The following is a 19,643-nucleotide window of genomic DNA, read 5'->3' as shown; positions in this document are numbered from 1 at the left end:
CTGTCTTTCAGCGGTGCGTGAAGGTCGGGGGGCGCTTCTCCACGAAGGCGGCCATGCCTTCCTTCTGGTCGGCGGTGGCGAACACCGCGTGGAACAGCCGGCGTTCAAAACGCACGCCCTCGGTGAGGCTGGTCTCGAAGGCCCGGTCGACGGCCTCCTTGGCCATCATGGCGACGGGCTTCGACATCCCCGCCACGGTCTCGGCGACGGCCAGGGCCTCGGCGAGGAGTCGGTCCGCCGGGACGACGCGGGAGACCAGGCCGGCGCGTTCGGCCTCCGCGGCATCCATCGTGCGGCCGGTCAGGCACAGTTCCATCGCCTTCGCCTTGCCCACGGCCCGGGTCAGGCGCTGGGATCCGCCGATGCCGGGGATCACACCGAGCTTGATCTCGGGCTGCCCGAAGACGGCCGTGTCGGCGGCGAGCAGGATGTCGCAGAGCATGGCCAGTTCGCAGCCGCCGCCCAGTGCGTACCCGGCGACAGCGGCGACGGTCGGTGTGCGCAGTCCGCCGATCCGGTCCCAGGCCGTGAACCAGTCGCTGAGGTACATGTCCATGTAGTCCCGGGGACGCATCTCCTTGATGTCGGCGCCGGCGGCGAAGGCCCGGTCGGAGCCGGTGAGGACGATGCAGCCCACCTCGTGGTCACGGTCCAGCGCCTCGGTGGCGGCCACGATCTCGTGCATGACCTGGAGGTTGAGGGCGTTCAGCGCCCGCGGCCGGTTGAGCGTGATCAGGGCGGTGCGGCCCTTGCGTTCGACGAGGATGGTCTCGTACGACGTCGTGGTGGCGCTGTCCGTCATCGAGGTGCTCCGATCTCTTCGACGGGAAGGGTGTCGTCGGGGGCGAAGGAGAGCTCGCGTCGGCCGAGCGGGGCGAAGAAGCGTGCCACGTCCGGGCCGGTCACCTCGGCGAGCGAGGGCGGGGACCAGCGCGGGTCACGGTCCTTGTCGATGACCTGGGCCCGGATGCCCTCCACCAGGTCCGCGGAGGACAGCGCGGTGCACGCGATGCGGTACTCCTGCTCCAGCGCCCGTTCCAGGGACCCGAGTTCGCGGGCCGACCGCAGGGCGGCGAGGGTGACCTTGAGCGCGGTCGGCGACTTGGTGAGGATCGTCCCGGCGGCTTCCTTGGCCTCGGCGATACCGGTGTCGAGGAGCCGGCGGATGATCTCCTCCACCGTGTCGGCGGCATAGCACTCGTCGATCCACGCGCGCTGGGCGGCCAGTTCGCCGTCCGGGGGTTCGGCGGCGTAGCGTCCGACGGCCTCGTGGGCCGGGGTGTCGGCGAGGGCCGCCGAGAGAGCGGGCAGCAGGTTCGACGGGACGAAGTAGTCGACCAGGCCGCAGAGTCGGGCGTCCGCGACTCCCACGGGGGCGCCGGTGAGCGCCAGGTGGGTGCCGAGTTCGCCGGGCGCGCGGGAGAGCAGGTGGGTACCGCCGACGTCGGGGACGAATCCGATGCCGGTCTCGGGCATCGCGACCCGGGAGCGCTCGGTGGCGACACGCACGCTGCCGTGCGCGGAGACGCCGACACCGCCGCCCATGACGATGCCGTCCATGAGGGCCACATACGGCTTGCGGTAGCGGGCGATACGGGCGTTGAGCCGGTACTCGTCGTACCAGAAGTCCGCCGAGGCCATGCCACCGCTGCGGGCGTCGTCGTGGATGGAGCGGATGTCGCCGCCCGCGCACAGCCCCCGCTCCCCCGCTCCGCTGATCACCACGGTGTCGACGCGGGGATCGTGCTCCCACTCGGTCAGCGCGTCGTCGATGCGGCGCACCATGAGGTGGCTGAGGGCGTTGAGGGCCTTCGGGCGGTTGAGGACGAGGTATCCGGCGTGACCGCGGACCTCGGCCAGTACGGAGGTGTCGGCGGTCATCGGGCGGCTCCGATGAGGCCGCGGGCGACGATGAGGCGCATGATCTCGTTGGACCCTTCCAGGATCTGGTGGACACGGAGGTCCCGGACTATCTTCTCGACGCCGTACTCACTCAAGTAGCCGTAGCCACCGTGGAGTTGGAGTGCCTGGTCGGCGACGGCGAAGCCGGTGTCGGTGGCGAACCGCTTGGCCATGGCGCACAGTTGCGGCGCCTGCGGATCCGCGCGGTCCAGGGCGGCGGCGGCCTGCCGGACCAGTGCGCGGGCGGCGGCCAGTTCGGTGGCCATGTCGGCGAGACGGAACTGGAGCGCGGAGGACTCGATGAGCGGGACGCCGAAGGCCTCACGGTCGGAGAGGTAGCCGCGACTGCGGTCCAGGGCGCTCTGCGCACCGCCGAGGGAGCACGCCGCGATACCGAGCCGGCCGCCGTTGAGGCCCTGCATCGCGATACGGAAGCCGTCGCCCTCGGCGCCGAGCCTGCGGTCGGCGGGGATCCGGACGCCGTCCAGGATCACCTGGCACGTCGGCTGGGCGTTCCAGCCCATCTTCTTCTCGTTGGGCCCGAACGACAGCCCCGCGTCGTCGCGCTGGACGACGAAGGCGGTGATGCCACGGGGTCCCTCGTCGCCGGTGCGGGCCATCACCAGGTAGACGCCGGAGGCGCCCGCACCTGAGATGAACTGCTTCACACCGGTCAGGACGTAATGGTCGCCGTCGCGTTCGGCGCGGGTGCGCAGCGCGGCGGCGTCGGAACCGGCGCCGGGCTCGGTGAGGCAGTAGCTGCCGAGGGTGTCCATGGAGCACAGACCGGGCAGCCAGCGGGCGCGCTGGGAGTCGTCCCCGAAGCGGTCGATCATCCAGGCGACCATGTTGTGGATGGAGAAGTAGCCCGCGACGGCGGGACAGCCGACGGCGAGCGCCTCGAAGACGAGGACGCCGTCGGAGCGGGTGAGGCCGGCGCCGCCCCGGTCCTCCGCCACGTACACGCCGCCGAGACCCAGTTCGGCACCCTTGCGCAGCACGTCCACGGGGAAGTGCTTCTGCTGGTCCCATGCCTCGGCCTGGGGTGCGAGGTGCTCCTGGGCGAAGTCCAGGGTGGTCTCGACGATGGCCAGCTGGTCGTCGGTAAGGCTGGTGGTCAGCATCGTGTCACCGTCCGTAGGGGTGTGCCATTCATGCGCTCATGCTGCGCGTGAACCGGAGGGCCCAGTACCTCCGGATAGAGAGGGGAAGAATTCAGCGGGGGCGCAGCACGTCCGCCTGCTCCTCGAACCACGACGCCAGGTGCTCGCTCACGATCCGCACCCGCTCCACGTTGAGCAGCGTGGACGGCACGATCATCCAGAAGGTGCGCGCCACCTCCAGCTCGGCCGCCAGCACCGGTACGAGGCGGGTGTCGCCCCCGGCTAGGAAGGCGGGCAGCAGGCCGATGCCCATCCCCGCGGCGACCGCCTCCAGCTGGGCGAAGACATTGCTGCTGCGGAAGGCGAACTCGGCCGTCTCGGACACCTGGTGGAAGACCCGCAGCTCGGGCAGGTCGAGCAGGGACTCGATGTACCAGACCATCTCGTGCGCGGCGAGGTCGTCGGGGGTGCGGACCGGCGTCCGGCGTCGCAGATAGCCGGGTGACGCGTACAGCCGCAGCGCGTAGTCGCCGAGTGGGCGCGCGTGCAGTCTGGGGAGCTCGGGCCGGTGCAAGGTGACCGCCACGTCGAACTGACCGGTGTGGTGGCTGATCAGGGCGCTGGTCGTAACCAGTTCGAGGTCGATGTCCGGATGGCGGGCGTGCAGCGGAGCGAGCGCGGGTGCGACGAGCACCGAGCCCGCCGCGTCGGTGGCGACGATCCGCACCAGACCCGAGACCGGGCGCGTCTCGTCGTCCGCGTCGGAGAACGCGAGGGCCGCCTCGGCCTCGATCCGTTCGGCGTGCGGCAGCAGTCGCCGGCCGGCCGCGGTCGGCGTCCAGCCCGTACGGGTCCGCTCGAAGAGCCGATGGCCCACGGCCTTCTCCAGTGCGGCGAGGCGGCGGGAGACCGTGGTGTGTTCGACGCCGAGTCGCTCACCCGCCGCGACCAGCCGTCCATGCCGGGCCAGCGCCAGGAAATAGCGCAGGTCGTCGAGGTTGACCTTCTGATTGATGTGCACATCCGCACAGTACCTGTGTCCAAGTGCCTCTTGCCTGTGCAGGTGTGCAGGTCCGACCTTTGACGCCAACAGCCCCACGGCACCAGGAGGTAGCGGGATGACCACCATCGGATTCATCGGTCTCGGCAACATGGGCGGCCCCATGGCCGCCAACCTCGTGGCCGCCGGGCACGAGGTGCACGGCTACGACCTCTCCCCCGAGGCCGTCACGGCCGCTCGCGAGGCCGGGGTGACCATCGCCGTATCCGTCGCGGAAGCGGTGGCGAAGGCCGAGGTCGTGGTCACGATGCTGCCGACGGGACGGCACGTACGGGACGTGGTCCTCGGCGAGGAAGGCGTCCTGGCTCAGGCCGGCGCCGGCACCCTCGTCATCGACTCCTCGACCATCGACATCCACAGCGCCCGCGCCGTCCACGCGGCGCTGACCGACCGCGGCCTGCCCGTGGTGGACGCCCCGGTGTCCGGCGGGGTCGCCAAGGCCAGGGCCGGCACCCTGACCTTCATGGTCGGCGGCGCCCCCTACGCCTTCGAGCTGGCCCGTCCCTACCTGGAGGCGATGGGGGCGAACATCGTCCACACCGGCGCCGCGGGCGCCGGCCAGGCCGCCAAGATCTGCAACAACATGCTGTTCGGGACGACCATGACGGCCGTCGCCGAGGCTTTCGTCCTCGCCGAGCGCCTGGGCCTGGACGCCCACAGCCTCTACGACATCGTCAGCACCTCCTCCGGCGACAGCTGGGCCCTGCGCAACTTCTGCCCCTGGCCCGGTCTCGTCGAGGGGTCGGCCGCGGACAACGGCTACCGCGCCAACTTCGCCGCCGCCCTGATGAGCAAGGACCTCCGGCTGGCGCTCGGCGCCGCCGCCGAAGCCGGTGTCGACCTGCCGGTGTCCAGCGGTGCCGACACCGTCTTCGCCGCCCTGGCCGCCACCGAGGGGCACCTGGACGCCTCCGCGGTGATCCGCGAGATCCGCGGCCGCGACTGACCTGGCCGCCCCCCCGCTCCGCCTCTTCGGCTCCTGGCAGCCGATCCCCCTCCACCTCGCCGCCGCGGCGGCGGTGTCGGCCCTGGGCCGACCAGCCCCTCACGCCCCACCTTCCTAGGGACCATCATGATCACGCAGCAGACCACCGCTCCCCAGTCCGAGCACCACGTCGGTGACACGCCCATGCTGATCGCCGGTGAGTGGACCGAAGCCGCCGACGGCCGGTGGATCGACGTCGAGAGCCCGCGCGACCGCACGGTCCTCGGCCGGGTCCCGCGCGGCGGCGCCGAGGACGTCGAACGAGCCGTGACCGCGGCCGCCCGCGCCTTCCCGGGCTGGCGGGAGCTGCGCCCACGCGATCGCGGCGACCTCTTCCGCAGGATCGCCGACGCGCTGGAACCCGAGCAGGAACGCATCGCCCGGCTGCTGTCCCTGGAGAACGGCAACGCGATCCGCACCCAGTCGCGCGGCGAGATGCAGTTCGTCGTCGATGCCTTCCGCTACTTCGCCGGTGTCGCCGGTGAGACCAAGGGCGAGAGCATCCCGCTCAACTCCCTCGTCCTGGACTACTCACGGCGCGAGCCGCTCGGCGTCGTCGGCGCCATCGTGCCCTGGAACGCCCCGCTGATGCTCTCCGCGCTGAAGATCGCCCCGGCGCTCGTCTCGGGCAACACCCTGGTCCTGAAGCTGGCCGAGGACGCCCCGCTGGCCGTCCTGGCCGTCGCGCGGATCTGCCAGGAGTATCTGCCCGAGGGCGTGCTGAACGTCATCACCGGATACGGCACCGAGGCCGGTGAGGCCCTCACCTCGCACCCCGCGGTCGCCAAGCTGTCCTTCACCGGCTCCACGGCCGTGGGCCGCCGGGTCATGGAGAAGGGCGCCGAGCGGATCGTCCCCGTGTCGCTGGAACTGGGCGGCAAGAGCCCGCAGATCGTCTTCCCCGACGCCGACGAGGACTGGGTGGTCGACGGCACCATCAGCGGGATGCGGTTCTTCCGGCAGGGCCAGTCCTGCACCGCCGGATCCCGGCTCTTCGTCCACGAGCACGTCCTCGACTCCTTCGTCGACAAGCTCGTGGACCGGCTGTCCAAGCTGGTCGTCGGCGATCCCCTCGACGAGGCCAGCGACATGGGAACCATCGTCAACGGCCGCCAGTTCGACCGGGTCCGCGACTACATCGCCGACGGCATCGAGCAGCCCGGCGTGGATCTCGCGCTCGGCGGCCTGCCGCCCGCCGAGGGCCCGCTCGCCCAGGGCTGGTTCCACCGGCCCACGGTCTTCGCCAACGTCTCCAACTCCTGGCGCATCGCGGCCGAGGAGATCTTCGGCCCGGTGGTGTGCGTGATCCCGTGGCGCGACGAGGCGGAGGTGCTCCGGATGGCCAATGACACCCACTACGGCCTCGCCGGATTCGTCTGGACCCACGACCTGGGCGCCGCGCTGCGCACCGCGCACGCCCTGGAGGCCGGCTGGGTCCAGGTCAACCAGGGCGGCGGCCAGGTGCTGGGCCAGTCGTACGGCGGATTCAAGCAGAGCGGCATCGGCCGGGAGTTCTCCCTGGAGGGCATGCTCGACAGCTACACCCAGCGCAAGCACGTCTCCGTGCACCTGGAGCGCTGAGCGATGAACACCGCCACCACCACAGGCCCGCTGACCGGAGTGGTCGTCGTCGACCTGTCCCGTGCCCTGGCCGGGCCGCAGACCGCGATGATGCTCGGCGACATGGGCGCACGGGTCATCAAGGTCGAGGCCCCCGGCACCGGGGACGAGTCGCGCGGCTGGGGACCCCCGTTCGTCGGACCCGAGGACGCGCCCGAGTCGACGTACTTCCTGTCCTGCAACCGCAACAAGGAGTCGGTGACCGCGGATCTGAAGTCACCCGAGGGTGCCGACCTGCTGACCCGGCTGGTCCGGCACGCCGACGTCCTGGTGGAGAACTTCCGGCCGGGCGTGATGGACCGGCTCGGCTTCTCCACGACACGCCTGCACGAGCTCAACCCGCGCCTGGTCGTCCTGTCCATCAGCGGCTTCGGCCACGACGGGCCGCAGGGCGGCCGCGCCGGCTACGACCAGATAGCGCAGGGCGAGGCCGGGCTGATGAGCCTGACCGGCCCGGACCCCGACAGCCCCACCAAGGTCGGCGTACCCATCGGGGACGTGCTGGCGGGCATGAACGGCGCGTACGGCGTGCTCACCGCGCTCTTCGAGCGCGAACGCACCGGGCGCGGCAAGGTGGTCCGCACCTCGCTGCTCGCCTCGATCGTCGGCGTCCACGCCTTCCAGGGCACCCGGTACACCGTGGCCGGTGAGGTGGGCCGGGCCGCCGGCAACCATCATGTGGCGATCGCCCCGTACGGGCTGTTCCGCTGTGACGGCGGGGCGATCCAGGTGGCGGCCGCCAACGACGCCCAGTGGGCGCGGTTCGCGGAGATCATCGGCCTGGACACCGCGGACCCGCGCTACGACGGCAACGCGCGGCGCGTCGCCCGTCGCGACGAACTCGTCGCGGACATCGAGAAGAAGCTCCTGGAGCAGCCGCCCGCACACTGGCTGGCCCTGCTGGACGCGGCCGGGGTCCCGGCCGGCGAGGTCCGCACCCTCGATCAGGTCTACGACTGCCCCCAGACCCGCTCCCAGGGCCTGGTGATCGAGGTGGACCACCCGTCGCTCGGCACCATCGAACTCCCCGGCCCCGCCGTCCGGTTCGACGACTCGGGCCGCGCGGGTCACCGTCCGCCGCCCCGCCTGGGCGAACACAACGAGAGCGTCCGTGCCTGGCTGCACGGCCTGGACGGCTGAGGAAAGCAACGCACATGACAGCGACACCACGCGAGTCGGAGTCCGGACTGCCCATCGAACCGGTCTACGGACCGGATGACCTTGCGGGCTGGGACGCGGCCGAGAAGCTCGGCGCGCCGGGCTCGTATCCCTTCACCCGGGGTGTGTACCCGTCGATGTACACCGGGCGTCCCTGGACGATGCGCCAGTACGCGGGTTTCGGTACCGCGACGGAGTCCAACGCCCGTTACAAGCAGCTGATCGCCAACGGCACGATGGGGTTGTCGGTCGCCTTCGACCTGCCCACCCAGATGGGTCATGACTCCGATGCGTCGATCGCGCACGGCGAGGTCGGCAAGGTCGGCGTGGCCATCGACTCGGTGGAGGACATGCGGGTGCTGTTCGGCGGGATCCCGCTGGACAAGGTCTCCACGTCGATGACCATCAACGCGCCGGCTGCGCTGCTGCTGCTCATGTACCAGCTGGTCGGCGAGGAGCAGGGCGTGCCGGCCGCGCAGCTGACCGGCACGATCCAGAACGATGTGCTCAAGGAGTACATCGCGCGCGGGACGTACATCTTCCCGCCGAAGCCGTCGCTGCGTCTGATCGCCGACATCTTCAAGTACTGCCGGGCCGAGATCCCGAAGTGGAACACCATCTCGATCTCCGGCTACCACATGGCGGAGGCGGGTGCCTCGCCCGCGCAGGAGATCGCGTTCACCCTGGCGGACGGCATCGAGTACGTCCGTACGGCGGTCGCGGCGGGCATGGACGTCGACGACTTCGCCCCGCGGCTGTCGTTCTTCTTCGTGGCCCGTACGACGATCCTGGAGGAGGTCGCCAAGTTCCGTGCGGCCCGCCGGATCTGGGCGCGGGTGATGCGGGACGAGTTCGGCGCGAAGAACCCCAAGTCGCTGATGCTGCGCTTCCACACGCAGACCGCGGGCGTCCAGCTGACCGCCCAGCAGCCCGAGGTGAACCTGGTCCGGGTCGCGGTCCAGGGCCTGGCCGCGGTCCTGGGCGGCACGCAGTCGCTGCACACCAACTCCTTCGACGAGGCCATCGCGCTGCCCACCGACAAGTCGGCCCGCCTGGCCCTGCGCACCCAGCAGGTGCTGGCCTACGAGACCGATGTCACCGCCACGGTCGACCCGTTCGCGGGCTCTTATGTCATCGAGAAGATGACCGACGAGGTCGAGGCGGCGGCGCTGGAGCTGATGCACAAGGTCGAGGAGCTCGGCGGCGCGGTCACCGCCATCGAGCACGGCTTCCAGAAGAACGAGATCGAGCGCAGCGCCTACCGCATCGCCCAGGAGACCGACTCCGGCGAGCGGGTCGTCGTCGGCGTCAACCGCTTCCAGCTGGACGCGGAGGAGCCCTACGAGCCGCTGCGGGTGGACCCCGCCATCGAGGCCCAGCAGGCCGAGCGCCTGGCCAAGCTCCGCGCCGAACGCGACCAGCAGGCCGTCGACACCGCCCTGGCCGCCCTGAAGAAGGCCGCCGAGGGCGACGACAACGTCCTCTACCCGATGAAGGACGCCCTGCGCGCCCGCGCCACCGTCGGCGAAGTCTGCAACGCCCTGCGCGAGGTGTGGGGCATCTACGTCCCCATCGACGCCTTCTGACCGCAACGCTGGAACAGGTGACCCACATGTCTGCAACTTCCCCTGCCTGCCGCGTCGTTGTGGCCAAGCCCGGGCTGGACGGTCATGACCGCGGGGCCAAGGTGATCGCCCGGGCACTGCGGGACGCGGGCTTCGAGGTGATCTACACGGGGCTGCACCAGTCGCCCGAGCAGATCGTCGAGGCCGCGATCCAGGAGGACGCCGCCGGGATCGGCCTGTCCGTCCTGTCCGGCGCCCATCTCACTCTCTTCGCCCGGGTGATCGAGCTGCTGGAGCAGCGCGACGCCTGCGACATCACGGTCTTCGGCGGGGGGATCATCCCTGAGGTGGACATTGCCCAGTTGGAGCGGATGGGCGTGGCCCGCGTCTTCACACCGGGCACTCCCGTCCATGGCGTCGTGGACTGGGTCAGGGCGCACGTCGGGGCCGGGGTGGCCGTATGAGCACGGCCCTGGCCGAGCTGGCCGGCGTCACTGTGCTGCGGCACCCGGCCGGTCAGGTCGTCCTGGACGGCGTCGACTGGCGGGTGCGCGCCGGTGAGCACTGGGCGCTGCTCGGGCCCAACGGCGCCGGGAAGACGACCCTGCTGCGGCTCCTCGGCGCGCAGGGCCACCCCACCCGCGGCACCGTGGATGTGCTGGGCCACCGCATCGGCCGCGTCGACCTGCGCGAACTGCGCACTCGTATCGGCTTCGTGTCACCGATGCAGGAGGTGCCGCACAACGCGACAGCGCACACCGTCGTCCTCACGGGGGCGACCGGCACCGTGCAGCCGCTGTGGCGTGCCTACGACCCGGCGACGCGCGAGCGGGCCCATGAGCTGCTGTCCGAGCTGAACTGCAAGGACCTCGCCGATCGGCCGTACGGCGCGTGCTCGGGTGGTCAGCGAGCCCGCGTCCTCGTCGCGCGGGCACTGATGTCCGCCCCGGCGCTGCTGCTGCTCGATGAGCCGTACAACGCGCTGGACCTGCCGTCCCGGGAGGACGTGATCGACGCCATGCGGGAACTGTCATTGACCAGACCGGAGTTGGCGACCGTCACCGTCACTCACTACCTGGAGGAGCTGCCCGGCAGCACGGGCCACGCGCTGCTGCTGCGGGAGGGCCGGGTGCAGGCGTGCGGCACCGTCGACGAGGTCCTCACCGGAGCGCGGCTCTCGGCCTGCTTCGGGCGGCCCATCGAGGTAGAGCGGAACGCCGGCCGTTGGGCCGCCCGCTCGGCGCGGACGGTGTGACCGCGACCCCGCTCGGATCCGCGCCCGCTCGCTGAGCGAGCACCCCTCCAAGCCGCCGCGCCCCGGCTCGAACGGCATCGCTTCCTCCCCCGGCGATCCGTTTCCCCTCCCTGTGGAGCCGGGGCGCGGCCTTCTGCCGTCCCGCGGCCGCCGACGGATCACCGGCCGCCGACGGATCACCCTGCGGCGGTCAGCCGCTGCTGCGCCCAGATGGTCTTGCCGTTCGCCGAATGGCGAGTGCCCCATCGTTCACTGAGCTGGGCGACGAGGAGCAGGCCGCGGCCTCCCTCGTCGTAGGTGCGGGCCCGGCGCAGATGAGGGGCGGTGCTGCTCGTGTCGGAGACCTCGCACACCAGGCCGCTGTCTCGGATCAGCCGCAGACTGATGGGCGGGCGGCCGTAGCGGATGGCGTTGGTGACCAGTTCGCTGACCAGGAGTTCGGTGACGAAGGCCGTCTCCTCCAGTCCCCACAGGCCGAGTTGACCGGTCGCGAGGCTGCGGGCTCGGGCGACCTCGGCCGGGTCGGGGGCGATGTCCCAGGTCGCGACCTGGGAGTCGTCGAGCGCGCGGGTGCGGGCGATCAGCAGGGCGACGTCGTCCGCGGGCGGGCCGACGCAACAGGCGTCCAGGACGGCGTCGCACATCTCCTCCAGCGACGCCATCGGATCGGCGAGCGCGCGGCGCAGCGGGGCGAACCCGATCTCGCCGTCCACTTCCCGGACCAGGCCGTCCGTGTAGAAGGCGAGCAGACTGCCCGGCGGCAGGTCCAGTACCGCCGACTCGAACGGCAGATCGCCGAGCCCCAGGGGCGGTCCGGCGGGCAGGTCGGGGAAGTCGAGGGCGCCGTCGGGCCGCAGGACGGCCGGGCCGGGGTGTCCGGCGCGGGCCATCGCGCAGGTGCGCGCGACCGGGTCGTAGACGGCGTAGACGCAGCCGGCTCCCATCTCGCCGGCCTCGCCCGCGCGGGTCGGTCCCAGGGCTTCCTGCTCGGGATCGGTCCGCAGCACGAGGTCGTCCAGGTGGGTGAGGAGCTCCTCGGGCGGGAGGTCGAGGTCGGCGAGGGTGCGGACCGCCGTGCGCAGCCGGCCCATGGCGGCCGAGGCATGCACCCCGTGGCCGACGACGTCACCGACGACCAGGGCGACGCGCGCGCCGGGCAGCGGGATCGCGTCGAACCAGTCACCGCTCACTCCGGCCTGGGAGCTGCCCGGCACATACCGGAAGGCGAGGTCCACGGCCGACTGCCGAGGGGTGTGCCGGGGCAGCAGGCTGTGCTGGAGGGTGAGGGCGGTGTTGCGTTGCAGGGTGTACTGGCGCGCGTTGTCGATGGCCAGGGCGGCCCGTGCGGCGAGTTCGGCGGCCAGGTGCAGGTCGTCCACGTCGAACGGCTCGGGTGTGCGGTGCCGCAGGAAGATCACCAGACCGAGGGTGGTGCCCCGGGCGAGCAGGGGTGCCACCAGGTACGAGTGGATCCCGAAGTCCCGGGCACGCTCGGCGCGGGCGGGTTCCCGGGCGAGCCATCGCGCCATGTCGGGATCCTGGATGCGGTGCCGCAGGGCGCGCCCGGTGCTGAGTGCCAGCTCCATGGGCGAGTCCCGGCCGATGCGGTCCGGCTGTCCGAGCGGGATCGCCGATTCCGGGCAGCCGTCCAGCACCGACTGCTGGGCGATCCTGAGGTAGGTCGCGGTGGCACGCGCGCCCGCCGGTTCCGGCGGCAGGCCGCGGACCACGCTGTCGAGCAGGTCGACGCCCACGTAGTCGGCGAACCGCTCAGCGGCCACATCGGCCAGTTCCTGCGCGGTCCGGATGACGTCCAGCGTGGTTCCCACACCCAGTCCGGCCGCGCTCATCAGGGCGAGCCTGCGCCGGGCCAGGTCCTGTTCGGTGATGTCCAGGGCGGCGATGGAGGTACCGCACACCTGGCCGTCGGCGTCTCTCACGGGAGAGACGAAATCGGCGTAGACGCGTCCTCGGCCCTCGTCCCGGGCACGGTCGGAGATGCGTACCCGGACCGCTTCCCCGGTGCGCAACACCTCGGCCGACAGTTGTTCCAGGCGGCGGTAGGGCGGCGCGAATCCGGCCTCGCCCAGTCGGCGGCCGAGTACGTCCTCGGCTCGTACCGCCATGGCCCGGTACGCCTCGCGGTTGGCGCCCACCATACGGTTGTCCTGGTCGAACACGCCTATTGCGAGGGGCAGTTGGTCGAGCGCCGCGCCCATGAGCGCCGTCGTCCCGTCGTCGTGCGCCGCGTCGATCAGCACCACCCATGAGGTGTCCCCGGCGGCGTCGCGCACGGGTGCGGCGTACACCTCGCCGTCCACGCGCCGTCCGTCCCGGTGCCGCAGTGCGACGCGGCCGCTCCACCCGTGCCCCTCGGCGAGGGCGTGGCCGAGTGCGTCCGGCATCGGCCCGTCGAAGAGGTCGGGGTACGCCTGTCCGATGACGTCGTCGGGGCGGTGTCCCAGCAGCTGCTGCGCGCCCGACGCCCAGGCGGTCACCCGGCCTCGCGCGTCCACGCACACCACAGCGGGCGATGCCGCCGCGCCGTCACCCGTCTTCTCGTTCCGCGCCATGTCCGGGCCCTGCCGTCCGCGTCGTACGACCAGCCCCCACGCCTTCTGCCTCCAGAGTGGACCCGTCCCGGGCCGGGGCTCAACCCGCGTCGCGGATCCAGCCGTCGAGGGGGACGTCGACGCGGAGGCGGACCAGGGGTTCGTGGCGGATGACCCGGCCCCCGGGGCTGACGAACGAGATGGCCGACCCGGCGAGCCGGACCTGAACCCCGGGACGCACGGCGTGCGGCGGGCCTTCGACCCGGCACCGTACGACGAACCCCTCCTTCATCCGCACGGGCCACAGGGCGCCCTGCTCCACGGGGGCGGACCGGCGGGACGCGACCACGCCCACGCCCTCGCTGCGTTCCGTCACCAGCTCGGAGGACCAGCAGGCCGGGCACACGGCCCGGCGGATGGTGGCGGTACCGCACCAGGTGCAGCGCAGGAAGAACAGCTCGGGGCCGCCCCACTCCTCGTCGGACGCCTCACCCCGCGACACCGGCGCGTTTCTGACCGCTCCCGCGTAATACACGATGCCAGCTCCCTTCGGAATTTCGAGACCCGCCTTCTGCGGACACGAAGGAGGGGAGCAACGTATGGCACTCCGTTCCGGATCGAAAGGTCGGAGTTCCCCCAGTTGGAGAGGGCAGTAGGCCATGGATCGCCTTTTTGAATTCGAGCGGAGCGGCACGGCGTGCCAAGGGTCCGCCCAGTGGCCTCCCTCTCCAACTGGAGGTGTTGCTGTGGCCCACGACACTCCATCTTCGACGTACCCCCCGCCGAAAAGAGGCGACGAGCCCGTCGTCTCACCCAGTTCGGAGTCGCATAATGCACCAGCCCCCTTCCCGCGCCGCCGGGAAATCGACCTCGCTCGCCAAAATCATCACGGTGAGCAGCGCCGGATCGGCCATCGAATGGTTCGACTTCTTCATTTACGGAACGGCCGCCGCGCTGGTCTTCAACACCTTGTTCTTCCCGGCATCCGACCCTCTGGTCGGCACCCTGCTGGCTTTCATGACGTTCGCCATCGGATTCGTGGCGCGTCCGCTGGGCGGGATCGTCTTCGGGCACTTCGGCGACCGGGTGGGCCGCAAGCCCGCGCTGGTGACGGCCCTGTTCCTGATGGGCGGCTCCACGACGCTGATCGGGCTGCTGCCGACGTACGACGTCATCGGTCCGGCCGCCCCCGTGCTGCTCGTCGTCCTGCGCCTGCTGCAGGGCATCGCCGTGGGCGGCCAGTGGGGCGGAGCCGTGCTGATCGCCACCGAGAACGCCCCGCGGGGGCGGCGTGGCCTGTACGGCAGTTTCGCGCAGCTGGGAGTGCCGGCCGGGCTGATGCTGTCCAGCCTGGTCTTCCTCGTCATCACGTCCACGCTCGACGAACAGCAGTTCACCTCGTGGGGCTGGCGGGTGCCGTTCCTGTGCAGCATCGCCCTGGTCCTGGTCGCGCTCTTCGCCCAGTTCAAGCTTGAGGAGACCGCCGACAGCCAGGAAGCACGCGAGGACCGCGAGGAGTCCGGCACCTCCCGTTCCCCGATCGTCGAGGTACTGCGCAAGCACCCCAAGAACGTGCTGCTGGCGGCCGGGGCGGTTGTCGTCGTCGGCGCGGGCTTCTATCTCTTCGTCACCTACATGCTGGCGTACGGCACCACGGTCCTCGGCATGCCGAAGAGCACCCTGCTCAACGCGGTCCTCGTCGGCGCCGCACTCCAGGTCCCCGCGCTGATGGCCTTCGGAGCCCTCTCCGACCGCGTCGGGCGCCGCAAGGTGTACCTGGCCGGCGCGGCCGGCATGGGACTGTGGGCGTACCCCGCCTTCCTGCTGATGAACACCGAGCAGTGGCCGCTGGTCACCCTGGCCCTGGTCGTCGGGCAGCTGCTGTTCGCCACGATGTACGGCCCGCAGGCGGCCTTCTTCTCGGAACTCTTCTCCGCCCGGGTGCGCTACTCCGGCGCCTCGCTCGGCTACCAGCTCGGCATCATGCTGGGCGGCGCCTTCACGCCGATCATCGCGACCTGGCTGGAGGCGAAGTACGACTCGTTCGTGCCCGTGGCGGGCTTCCTGGTCGCGGCCGCGGCGATCTCCTGCGTGTGTGTGCTGGTGCTCAGTGAGACCTACCGGCAGGAGTCGGAGCCTCAGCCGCAGGCCACGGTCGACGCCGATGACGAGCCGTCCCTGACGGCGAGCTGACCTCCCCTGAGCGACAGAGCGGCCGCCATGGCTTCCATGGCGGCCGCTCTTCATTTGGCTGTGGCGGTCAGTCCCGGCCGGGGGCGCCGGTCAGGACACGCACCTCCGCCTCCGCGTACCGCGCCCCGCCGGCCTCGCGGGTGTCACGCACCGAGCCGAGCCAGCCGAGGAGGAAGGCGATCGGCACGGAGACCAGGGCGGGGTTGTGCAGCGGGAACACGGCGATGTCCAGCTCCGGCAGGAGCGCGGTCGGGGAGCCGGTCAGGTCCGGGGACAGCACCACCAGCAGTACCGAGGAGGCCAGGCCGCCGTAGATGCTCCAGGTGGCGCCCCTGGTGGTGAACCGCGGCCAGTAGATGCTGTAGACGAGCGCGGGCAGGTTGGCGGAGGCCGCGAGGGCGAAGGCCAGTCCCGCGAGGAAGGAGATGTTGACGTTCTGGGCGTACAGGGACAGCGCGGTCGCGGTCACGCCGATGACCACGACCGCGAGCCGGGCGACGAGGACCTCGCGCTTCTCCGAGGCGACCCCGCGCTTGAGCACCGTCACGTAGAGGTCGTGGCTCAGTGACGTCGCTGCGGCCAGCGTGACGCCGGCGACCACGGCGAGGATCGTCGCGAATGCCACGCACGAGACGATGGAGACCAGCGGCGGGCCGCCGAGCACCTCCGCCAGCAGGGGCACGGCCGTGTTGCCCGCAGGGCTGTCGGCCGCGATGCTCTGCCCGCCCACCAGGGCGGCCGCGCCGAAGCCCAGCACGCCCGCCATCAGGCACGCCCCGCCGGTCAGCCATGTCATCAGCCGTACCGACTTGCGGGCCTTCGCCGCCGTGGGCACCGCTCCCAGCCGCATCAGCAGATGTGGCAGTCCCGCGGTCCCCAGCGCCATGGCCAGCTCCAGGCTGAGCAGGTCGAGGCCGCCGGTGTCGCCCGCGAAGTACCCGCCCGGACGCAGGAAGTCCGCGCCGCGGTCGCTCGTCCCGGCCGCGGCCGTGAGCAGGGCGCTCGGGTCGAAACCGAAGCGGCCCAGCACCCAGACGACCAGTGCCCCCAGCGTGCCCAGCAGCAGCACGGCCTTGATCATCTGCATCGCGGTGGTCGCGCGCATCCCGCCGATCAGCACGTACATGATCATCAGGAAGCCGAGGGCGCAGACGACGGCCGTACGAGGCAGTTCTCCGGGGATGCCGAGGATCGATGCCGCGATCGACCCCGCGCCGACCATCTGGACGATCAGATAGAGCAGGCAGATCACCAGCGTGGACACGCTGGCCGCCGTGTACACCGGCCTCGGTCTCAGCCGCTGGGCGAGGCAGTCGCCGAGCGTGAACCGGCCCGTGCTGTGCACCGGTCCGGCGACCAGGAACAGGAGGATCACACATCCGACGACCGGACCGGTGAGATAGGCGATGCCGTCGTAGCCCGTCAGCGCTATCAGGCCCGGCGTGCCGAGGAGGGTGGCGGCGGAGACGTAGTCGCCGAACATCGCGAACCCGTTGCGCACGGCGGACAGCCGCCGTTCGCTGACGAAGTAGTCGCTGGGGGTGTCCCGGTCGGGCGTGAGCCACAGTGCAAGGAACATCGCGAGGACGACGAAGACGATGAAGACTGCGATGACGGGGAAGGAGTGCTCGCCACCGGGCAGGCGTTCGATCGCGGTCACCGCTCCTCCTCCCGCTCGAAGGTGGCACGGACCTGGGCGGCCAACGGATCGAACCTGCGGGCACGCCGCCCGTGCCAGTACGTCACGGTCAGGCTGAGCGCTCCGAGGAGCAGGCTCAGGGCCATGCCCACGTTGACGGAGCCGAACAGCCGGACGGCCACGAGACCGGGCGCGCCGACGGCGAGCAGGGGGTTCAGCAGGTAGAGCCCGAGGACGGCGCCCAGGACGGCGACGGCGGGGCGACGCGCCCCGCGCAGTGTCGCGATCGCCGGACCGGCCTGAATCTGAGCGAAGGAGGGCGGTGGTGGCGTCGTGGGCCGGGGGGCGGCCAGGTCGTCCCGGGCCGAGGCCGACCGGGGCTGAAATGCGTCGTAGCTCATGAGGCGCGCCTCCGGGCCGGTGTCACGGCAGGTGCGGATGCCTTGTCGATGATCATGGGATCCCGTGCTGGAGAGGATGAGGGAATCGAGGAAGAAGACACCGAGGCGGAGTCGGGTGGGCCCGCGGCCCAGCCACCGGCCTTCGGTGCGGAGCGCGATTCTTCACGCCGCCTGTTTCCCTCAACACCCCCTCTTGGAGAGGCGGTTCACGTCCGCGGGCCGTGCCGAGTGCGCAGCCGCGCCCCGATTTCCCCCTCTCCGTTTGGAGAGGCTGGAGCAGCTCTCGCAGCTCGGCATCCGGTGACAATGCGAGGTGGCGGGACCGTGAGCGGAGGAACGCATGGCAGATCCGGACGACTCTTTCATCACCGCGGCCCGGCTCCGGCCGGAGATATCCCAGTCCTGGCGGCGGTCACTGATGAGCGGGCTGCGGCCGGACTCGGGAGTGCGCCTGGAAGCGTCCATGGACATCGACCGACGCGGCAGGCTCCAGATCGCGGCCGCGCCGGTGCTGGACCAACTGGCCCTGGAGCTGGCCGACACCGGATTCGGCATTCTGCTCGCCGACAGCCGGGCACGCATCATCGCGCGGCGGTTCGGCGAGCGGCGGCTGGAAACCGCCTTCGACCGGGCGGGGATCGCCATCGGCAGCCTGTTCCTGGAGGAGACCACCGGCACCAACTCCATCGCCACGGCCTTCGAGTTGCGGCGCGGGTGCGCGGTGCTCGGTGAGGAGCACTACATCGAGTCGTTCAAGGGCTTCTCCTGCTACGGCCACCCGCTGATCAGCCGCGTCACGGGCCGACTGGAGGGTGTGCTGGACATCAGCTGTCCCGCGCACCTGGCCAATCCGCTGCTGGGCCCGTTCCTCGCGCGCGCGGCCCGCGAGATCGAGAGCCAGCTGCTGCTGGGTGCGCGAGAAGCCGAGCAGCGGCTGCTGGCCGCCTACCAGACGGCCGCGGCAGGCGGGCGGCGTGCGGTGGCCGCGTTCGCGGAGGGGGTCGTCATGGCCAGCGCCAAGGCCATGGAACTCCTGGACCCCTGCGATCACGCGGTGCTGCGCGGCCTGGCCGCCGACCTGCCGGCGCGTGATCATTCCGTCCGGCGGGAGGTCGAGCTGTCCTCCGGGCGATCGGTGAGCGTGACCCTGCGGGCGGTGCCGGGGACCGGCGGGGTGCTGGCCGAGCTCACGGACGAGGCGAGCCCCCGGCCGCGGGTGCCGCGCGCCGGCGAGCGCATGGGCTGGATCCGGGTGGAGGCGGCCGGGGACATCGCCGGTCACCGAGGGTCCCGCCGGCCTGTGCTGGTCTGCGGGGAGCCCGGCACCGGGCGCTCGACCACCGTGGCGACGCTGGCCGAGGGGCAGGTCGTACGTCGGTGGGACACGGTGGAGTTGCTGCGCGCGGACGCCGTGGACCTGGTCCGGCAGGTCGCGGCCGAGAGCCCCGAGGTCGTCGTGGTGGAGGACGTACATCTGCTGTCACCGCCCCTGGTCGCCCAGGTCGCGCGGCTGCTGTCGGCCGAGCGGGTCTGGACCGTGCTGACCAGTGCCCCGCTCGCGGATCTCGCACCCGAGCACGCCGCGCTGGCCGCGCGCTGCCTGGCGCGGATCGAGCTGCCCCCGCTGCGGGCGCGCCGCGAGGAAATCCCGTCCCTGGTGCGGTCGTTCGTCCATCGCCTGTATCCGGAGGCGCGGGTGCGGTTCACCCCGCAGGCGCTGGAGGCGCTGGCCGCCCATCCCTGGCCCGGCAACCTGCATGAACTGCGCGAGGTGCTGCGGCAGGTACTGGAGCACCGGTCGGCGGGGGACATCACCCGCGCGGACCTGCCCCCGATGCTGCGGGAGGCGGCACGGACAAGGCACCTGAGTCTGGTGGAGCGTGCCGAGTACGAGACGATCCTCGCCGCCCTGCGCGGTTGTTCCGGCAACAAGGTGCACGCCGCGCGGAGGCTAGGGATGAGCCGTGCCACCCTCTACCGGCGCATACGGGCCCTGGGCATCGACGACACGGACACGGTGACGGCGTCCCGGACCGGGGGCACCGGTGTCCGTGCCCACGCTGACGGATGCTGACGGATGCAGACGGATGGGTTGTCTCACATTGCGACAGTTACCGGGGCGCCGGGTGGTGCACAGTTCTCCCCTCCTGTTCTTGAACCCGCCGTACGGGTCCGCCAGCTCGCCCGCTCCCTTTGGAAACCGGTGTGAT

General features: G+C 71.3%; 16 protein-coding genes. 8 read left to right on the top strand and 8 right to left on the bottom strand.

The window, feature by feature from the left end; all coding sequences use genetic code 11:
* Positions 1 to 7: 7 nt before the first annotated feature.
* The 4 genes from STRCI_RS39560 to STRCI_RS39545 form a co-directional block, all read right to left on the bottom strand.
* Positions 8 to 802 carry an enoyl-CoA hydratase gene (locus STRCI_RS39560; RefSeq protein ID WP_269663838.1) on the bottom strand — a complete coding sequence of 265 codons (795 nt, stop codon included), beginning with the start codon at positions 800 to 802 and terminating at the stop codon, positions 8 to 10.
* Positions 799 to 1,881 (bottom strand): enoyl-CoA hydratase/isomerase family protein, encoded by a 1,083-nt coding sequence (locus STRCI_RS39555; protein WP_269663837.1) that lies wholly within the window; start codon positions 1,879 to 1,881, stop codon positions 799 to 801. The genes STRCI_RS39560 and STRCI_RS39555 overlap by 4 nt, the downstream gene beginning before the upstream one ends.
* Positions 1,878 to 3,026, bottom strand: coding sequence for an acyl-CoA dehydrogenase family protein (locus STRCI_RS39550; RefSeq protein WP_269663836.1), 1,149 nt, complete (start codon positions 3,024 to 3,026; stop codon positions 1,878 to 1,880). The genes STRCI_RS39555 and STRCI_RS39550 overlap by 4 nt, the downstream gene beginning before the upstream one ends.
* A gap of 91 nt (positions 3,027 to 3,117) precedes the next feature.
* Positions 3,118 to 4,026, bottom strand: coding sequence for a LysR family transcriptional regulator (locus tag STRCI_RS39545; RefSeq protein ID WP_269663835.1), 909 nt, complete (start codon positions 4,024 to 4,026; stop codon positions 3,118 to 3,120).
* Between the two features lie 97 nt (positions 4,027 to 4,123).
* Here STRCI_RS39545 and mmsB point away from each other — a divergent pair, with 97 nt between their 5' ends.
* The 6 genes from mmsB to STRCI_RS39515 all read left to right on the top strand — a co-directional run bounded on the left by mmsB (position 4,124) and on the right by STRCI_RS39515 (position 10,648).
* Positions 4,124 to 5,011, top strand: coding sequence for a 3-hydroxyisobutyrate dehydrogenase (mmsB, locus tag STRCI_RS39540; protein WP_269663834.1), 888 nt, complete (start codon positions 4,124 to 4,126; stop codon positions 5,009 to 5,011).
* Between the two features lie 126 nt (positions 5,012 to 5,137).
* Positions 5,138 to 6,631, top strand: coding sequence for an aldehyde dehydrogenase family protein (locus STRCI_RS39535; RefSeq protein WP_269663833.1), 1,494 nt, complete (start codon positions 5,138 to 5,140; stop codon positions 6,629 to 6,631).
* A gap of 3 nt (positions 6,632 to 6,634) precedes the next feature.
* Positions 6,635 to 7,810, top strand: a complete 1,176-nt coding sequence (locus tag STRCI_RS39530) for a CaiB/BaiF CoA transferase family protein (protein WP_269663832.1) — start codon at positions 6,635 to 6,637, stop codon at positions 7,808 to 7,810.
* A gap of 14 nt (positions 7,811 to 7,824) precedes the next feature.
* Entirely contained in the window at positions 7,825 to 9,414 is a 1,590-nt protein-coding gene (locus tag STRCI_RS39525) for an acyl-CoA mutase large subunit family protein (protein WP_269663831.1), read from the top strand.
* Positions 9,415 to 9,440: 26 nt separating this feature from the next.
* The gene (locus tag STRCI_RS39520; protein WP_269663830.1) at positions 9,441 to 9,857 is read left to right on the top strand and encodes a coenzyme B12-dependent isobutyryl CoA mutase small subunit; all 417 of its coding nucleotides are present in this window, start codon (positions 9,441 to 9,443) and stop codon (positions 9,855 to 9,857) included.
* Positions 9,854 to 10,648, top strand: coding sequence for an ABC transporter ATP-binding protein (locus STRCI_RS39515; RefSeq protein ID WP_269663829.1), 795 nt, complete (start codon positions 9,854 to 9,856; stop codon positions 10,646 to 10,648). Before STRCI_RS39520 ends, STRCI_RS39515 begins: the two co-directional genes overlap by 4 nt.
* Before the next feature lie 176 nt (positions 10,649 to 10,824).
* On the opposite strand, the gene STRCI_RS39510 is transcribed toward STRCI_RS39515, so the two are convergent.
* The gene (locus tag STRCI_RS39510) at positions 10,825 to 13,221 is read right to left on the bottom strand and encodes a SpoIIE family protein phosphatase (RefSeq protein ID WP_269663828.1); all 2,397 of its coding nucleotides are present in this window, start codon (positions 13,219 to 13,221) and stop codon (positions 10,825 to 10,827) included.
* A 79-nt stretch (positions 13,222 to 13,300) separates the two neighbouring features.
* Entirely contained in the window at positions 13,301 to 13,735 is a 435-nt protein-coding gene (locus STRCI_RS39505; RefSeq protein WP_269663827.1) for a zinc ribbon domain-containing protein, read from the bottom strand.
* A gap of 356 nt (positions 13,736 to 14,091) precedes the next feature.
* Here STRCI_RS39505 and STRCI_RS39500 point away from each other — a divergent pair, with 356 nt between their 5' ends.
* Positions 14,092 to 15,393, top strand: a complete 1,302-nt coding sequence (locus STRCI_RS39500) for an MFS transporter (RefSeq protein WP_269663826.1) — start codon at positions 14,092 to 14,094, stop codon at positions 15,391 to 15,393.
* A gap of 67 nt (positions 15,394 to 15,460) precedes the next feature.
* Here the strand turns inward: STRCI_RS39500 and STRCI_RS39495 are convergent, their stop codons facing one another.
* Together STRCI_RS39495 and STRCI_RS39490 are read right to left on the bottom strand one after the other, a co-directional pair.
* On the bottom strand, positions 15,461 to 17,053 hold the full coding sequence (locus STRCI_RS39495; protein ID WP_272591603.1) for a solute symporter family protein: 1,593 nt from the start codon (positions 17,051 to 17,053) through the stop codon (positions 15,461 to 15,463).
* On the bottom strand, positions 17,050 to 17,433 hold the full coding sequence (locus STRCI_RS39490) for a DUF485 domain-containing protein (protein WP_269663825.1): 384 nt from the start codon (positions 17,431 to 17,433) through the stop codon (positions 17,050 to 17,052). Before STRCI_RS39490 ends, STRCI_RS39495 begins: the two co-directional genes overlap by 4 nt.
* Positions 17,434 to 17,773: 340 nt before the next feature.
* Here STRCI_RS39490 and STRCI_RS39485 point away from each other — a divergent pair, with 340 nt between their 5' ends.
* Complete coding sequence (locus STRCI_RS39485; protein ID WP_269663824.1) at positions 17,774 to 19,507, top strand: sigma-54-dependent Fis family transcriptional regulator; 1,734 nt, start codon at positions 17,774 to 17,776, stop codon at positions 19,505 to 19,507.
* The last annotated feature ends 136 nt before the right edge of the window (positions 19,508 to 19,643 follow it).

Origin of the sequence: Streptomyces cinnabarinus (genome assembly GCF_027270315.1) — a bacterium.
Lineage (GTDB): Bacteria > Actinomycetota > Actinomycetes > Streptomycetales > Streptomycetaceae > Streptomyces > Streptomyces cinnabarinus.
Note: the sequence above shows the minus strand (reverse complement) of the source record. Positions and strands in the feature narration are given on the sequence as shown.

Bases quoted from the DNA above. Each gene is read 5' to 3' on its own strand.
- STRCI_RS39555 (WP_269663837.1), bottom strand. From the start codon at position 1,881: ATGACCGCCGACACCTCCGTACTGGCCGAGGTCCGCGGTCACGCCGGA.
- STRCI_RS39525 (WP_269663831.1), top strand. From the start codon at position 7,825: ATGACAGCGACACCACGCGAGTCGGAGTCCGGACTGCCCATCGAACCG.
- mmsB (WP_269663834.1), top strand. From the start codon at position 4,124: ATGACCACCATCGGATTCATCGGTCTCGGCAACATGGGCGGCCCCATG.
- STRCI_RS39485 (WP_269663824.1), top strand. From the start codon at position 17,774: ATGGCAGATCCGGACGACTCTTTCATCACCGCGGCCCGGCTCCGGCCG.
- STRCI_RS39560 (WP_269663838.1), bottom strand. From the start codon at position 802: ATGACGGACAGCGCCACCACGACGTCGTACGAGACCATCCTCGTCGAA.
- STRCI_RS39535 (WP_269663833.1), top strand. From the start codon at position 5,138: ATGATCACGCAGCAGACCACCGCTCCCCAGTCCGAGCACCACGTCGGT.
- STRCI_RS39490 (WP_269663825.1), bottom strand. From the start codon at position 17,433: ATGAGCTACGACGCATTTCAGCCCCGGTCGGCCTCGGCCCGGGACGAC.
- STRCI_RS39515 (WP_269663829.1), top strand. From the start codon at position 9,854: ATGAGCACGGCCCTGGCCGAGCTGGCCGGCGTCACTGTGCTGCGGCAC.
- STRCI_RS39550 (WP_269663836.1), bottom strand. From the start codon at position 3,026: ATGCTGACCACCAGCCTTACCGACGACCAGCTGGCCATCGTCGAGACC.
- STRCI_RS39510 (WP_269663828.1), bottom strand. From the start codon at position 13,221: ATGGCGCGGAACGAGAAGACGGGTGACGGCGCGGCGGCATCGCCCGCT.
- STRCI_RS39530 (WP_269663832.1), top strand. From the start codon at position 6,635: ATGAACACCGCCACCACCACAGGCCCGCTGACCGGAGTGGTCGTCGTC.
- STRCI_RS39520 (WP_269663830.1), top strand. From the start codon at position 9,441: ATGTCTGCAACTTCCCCTGCCTGCCGCGTCGTTGTGGCCAAGCCCGGG.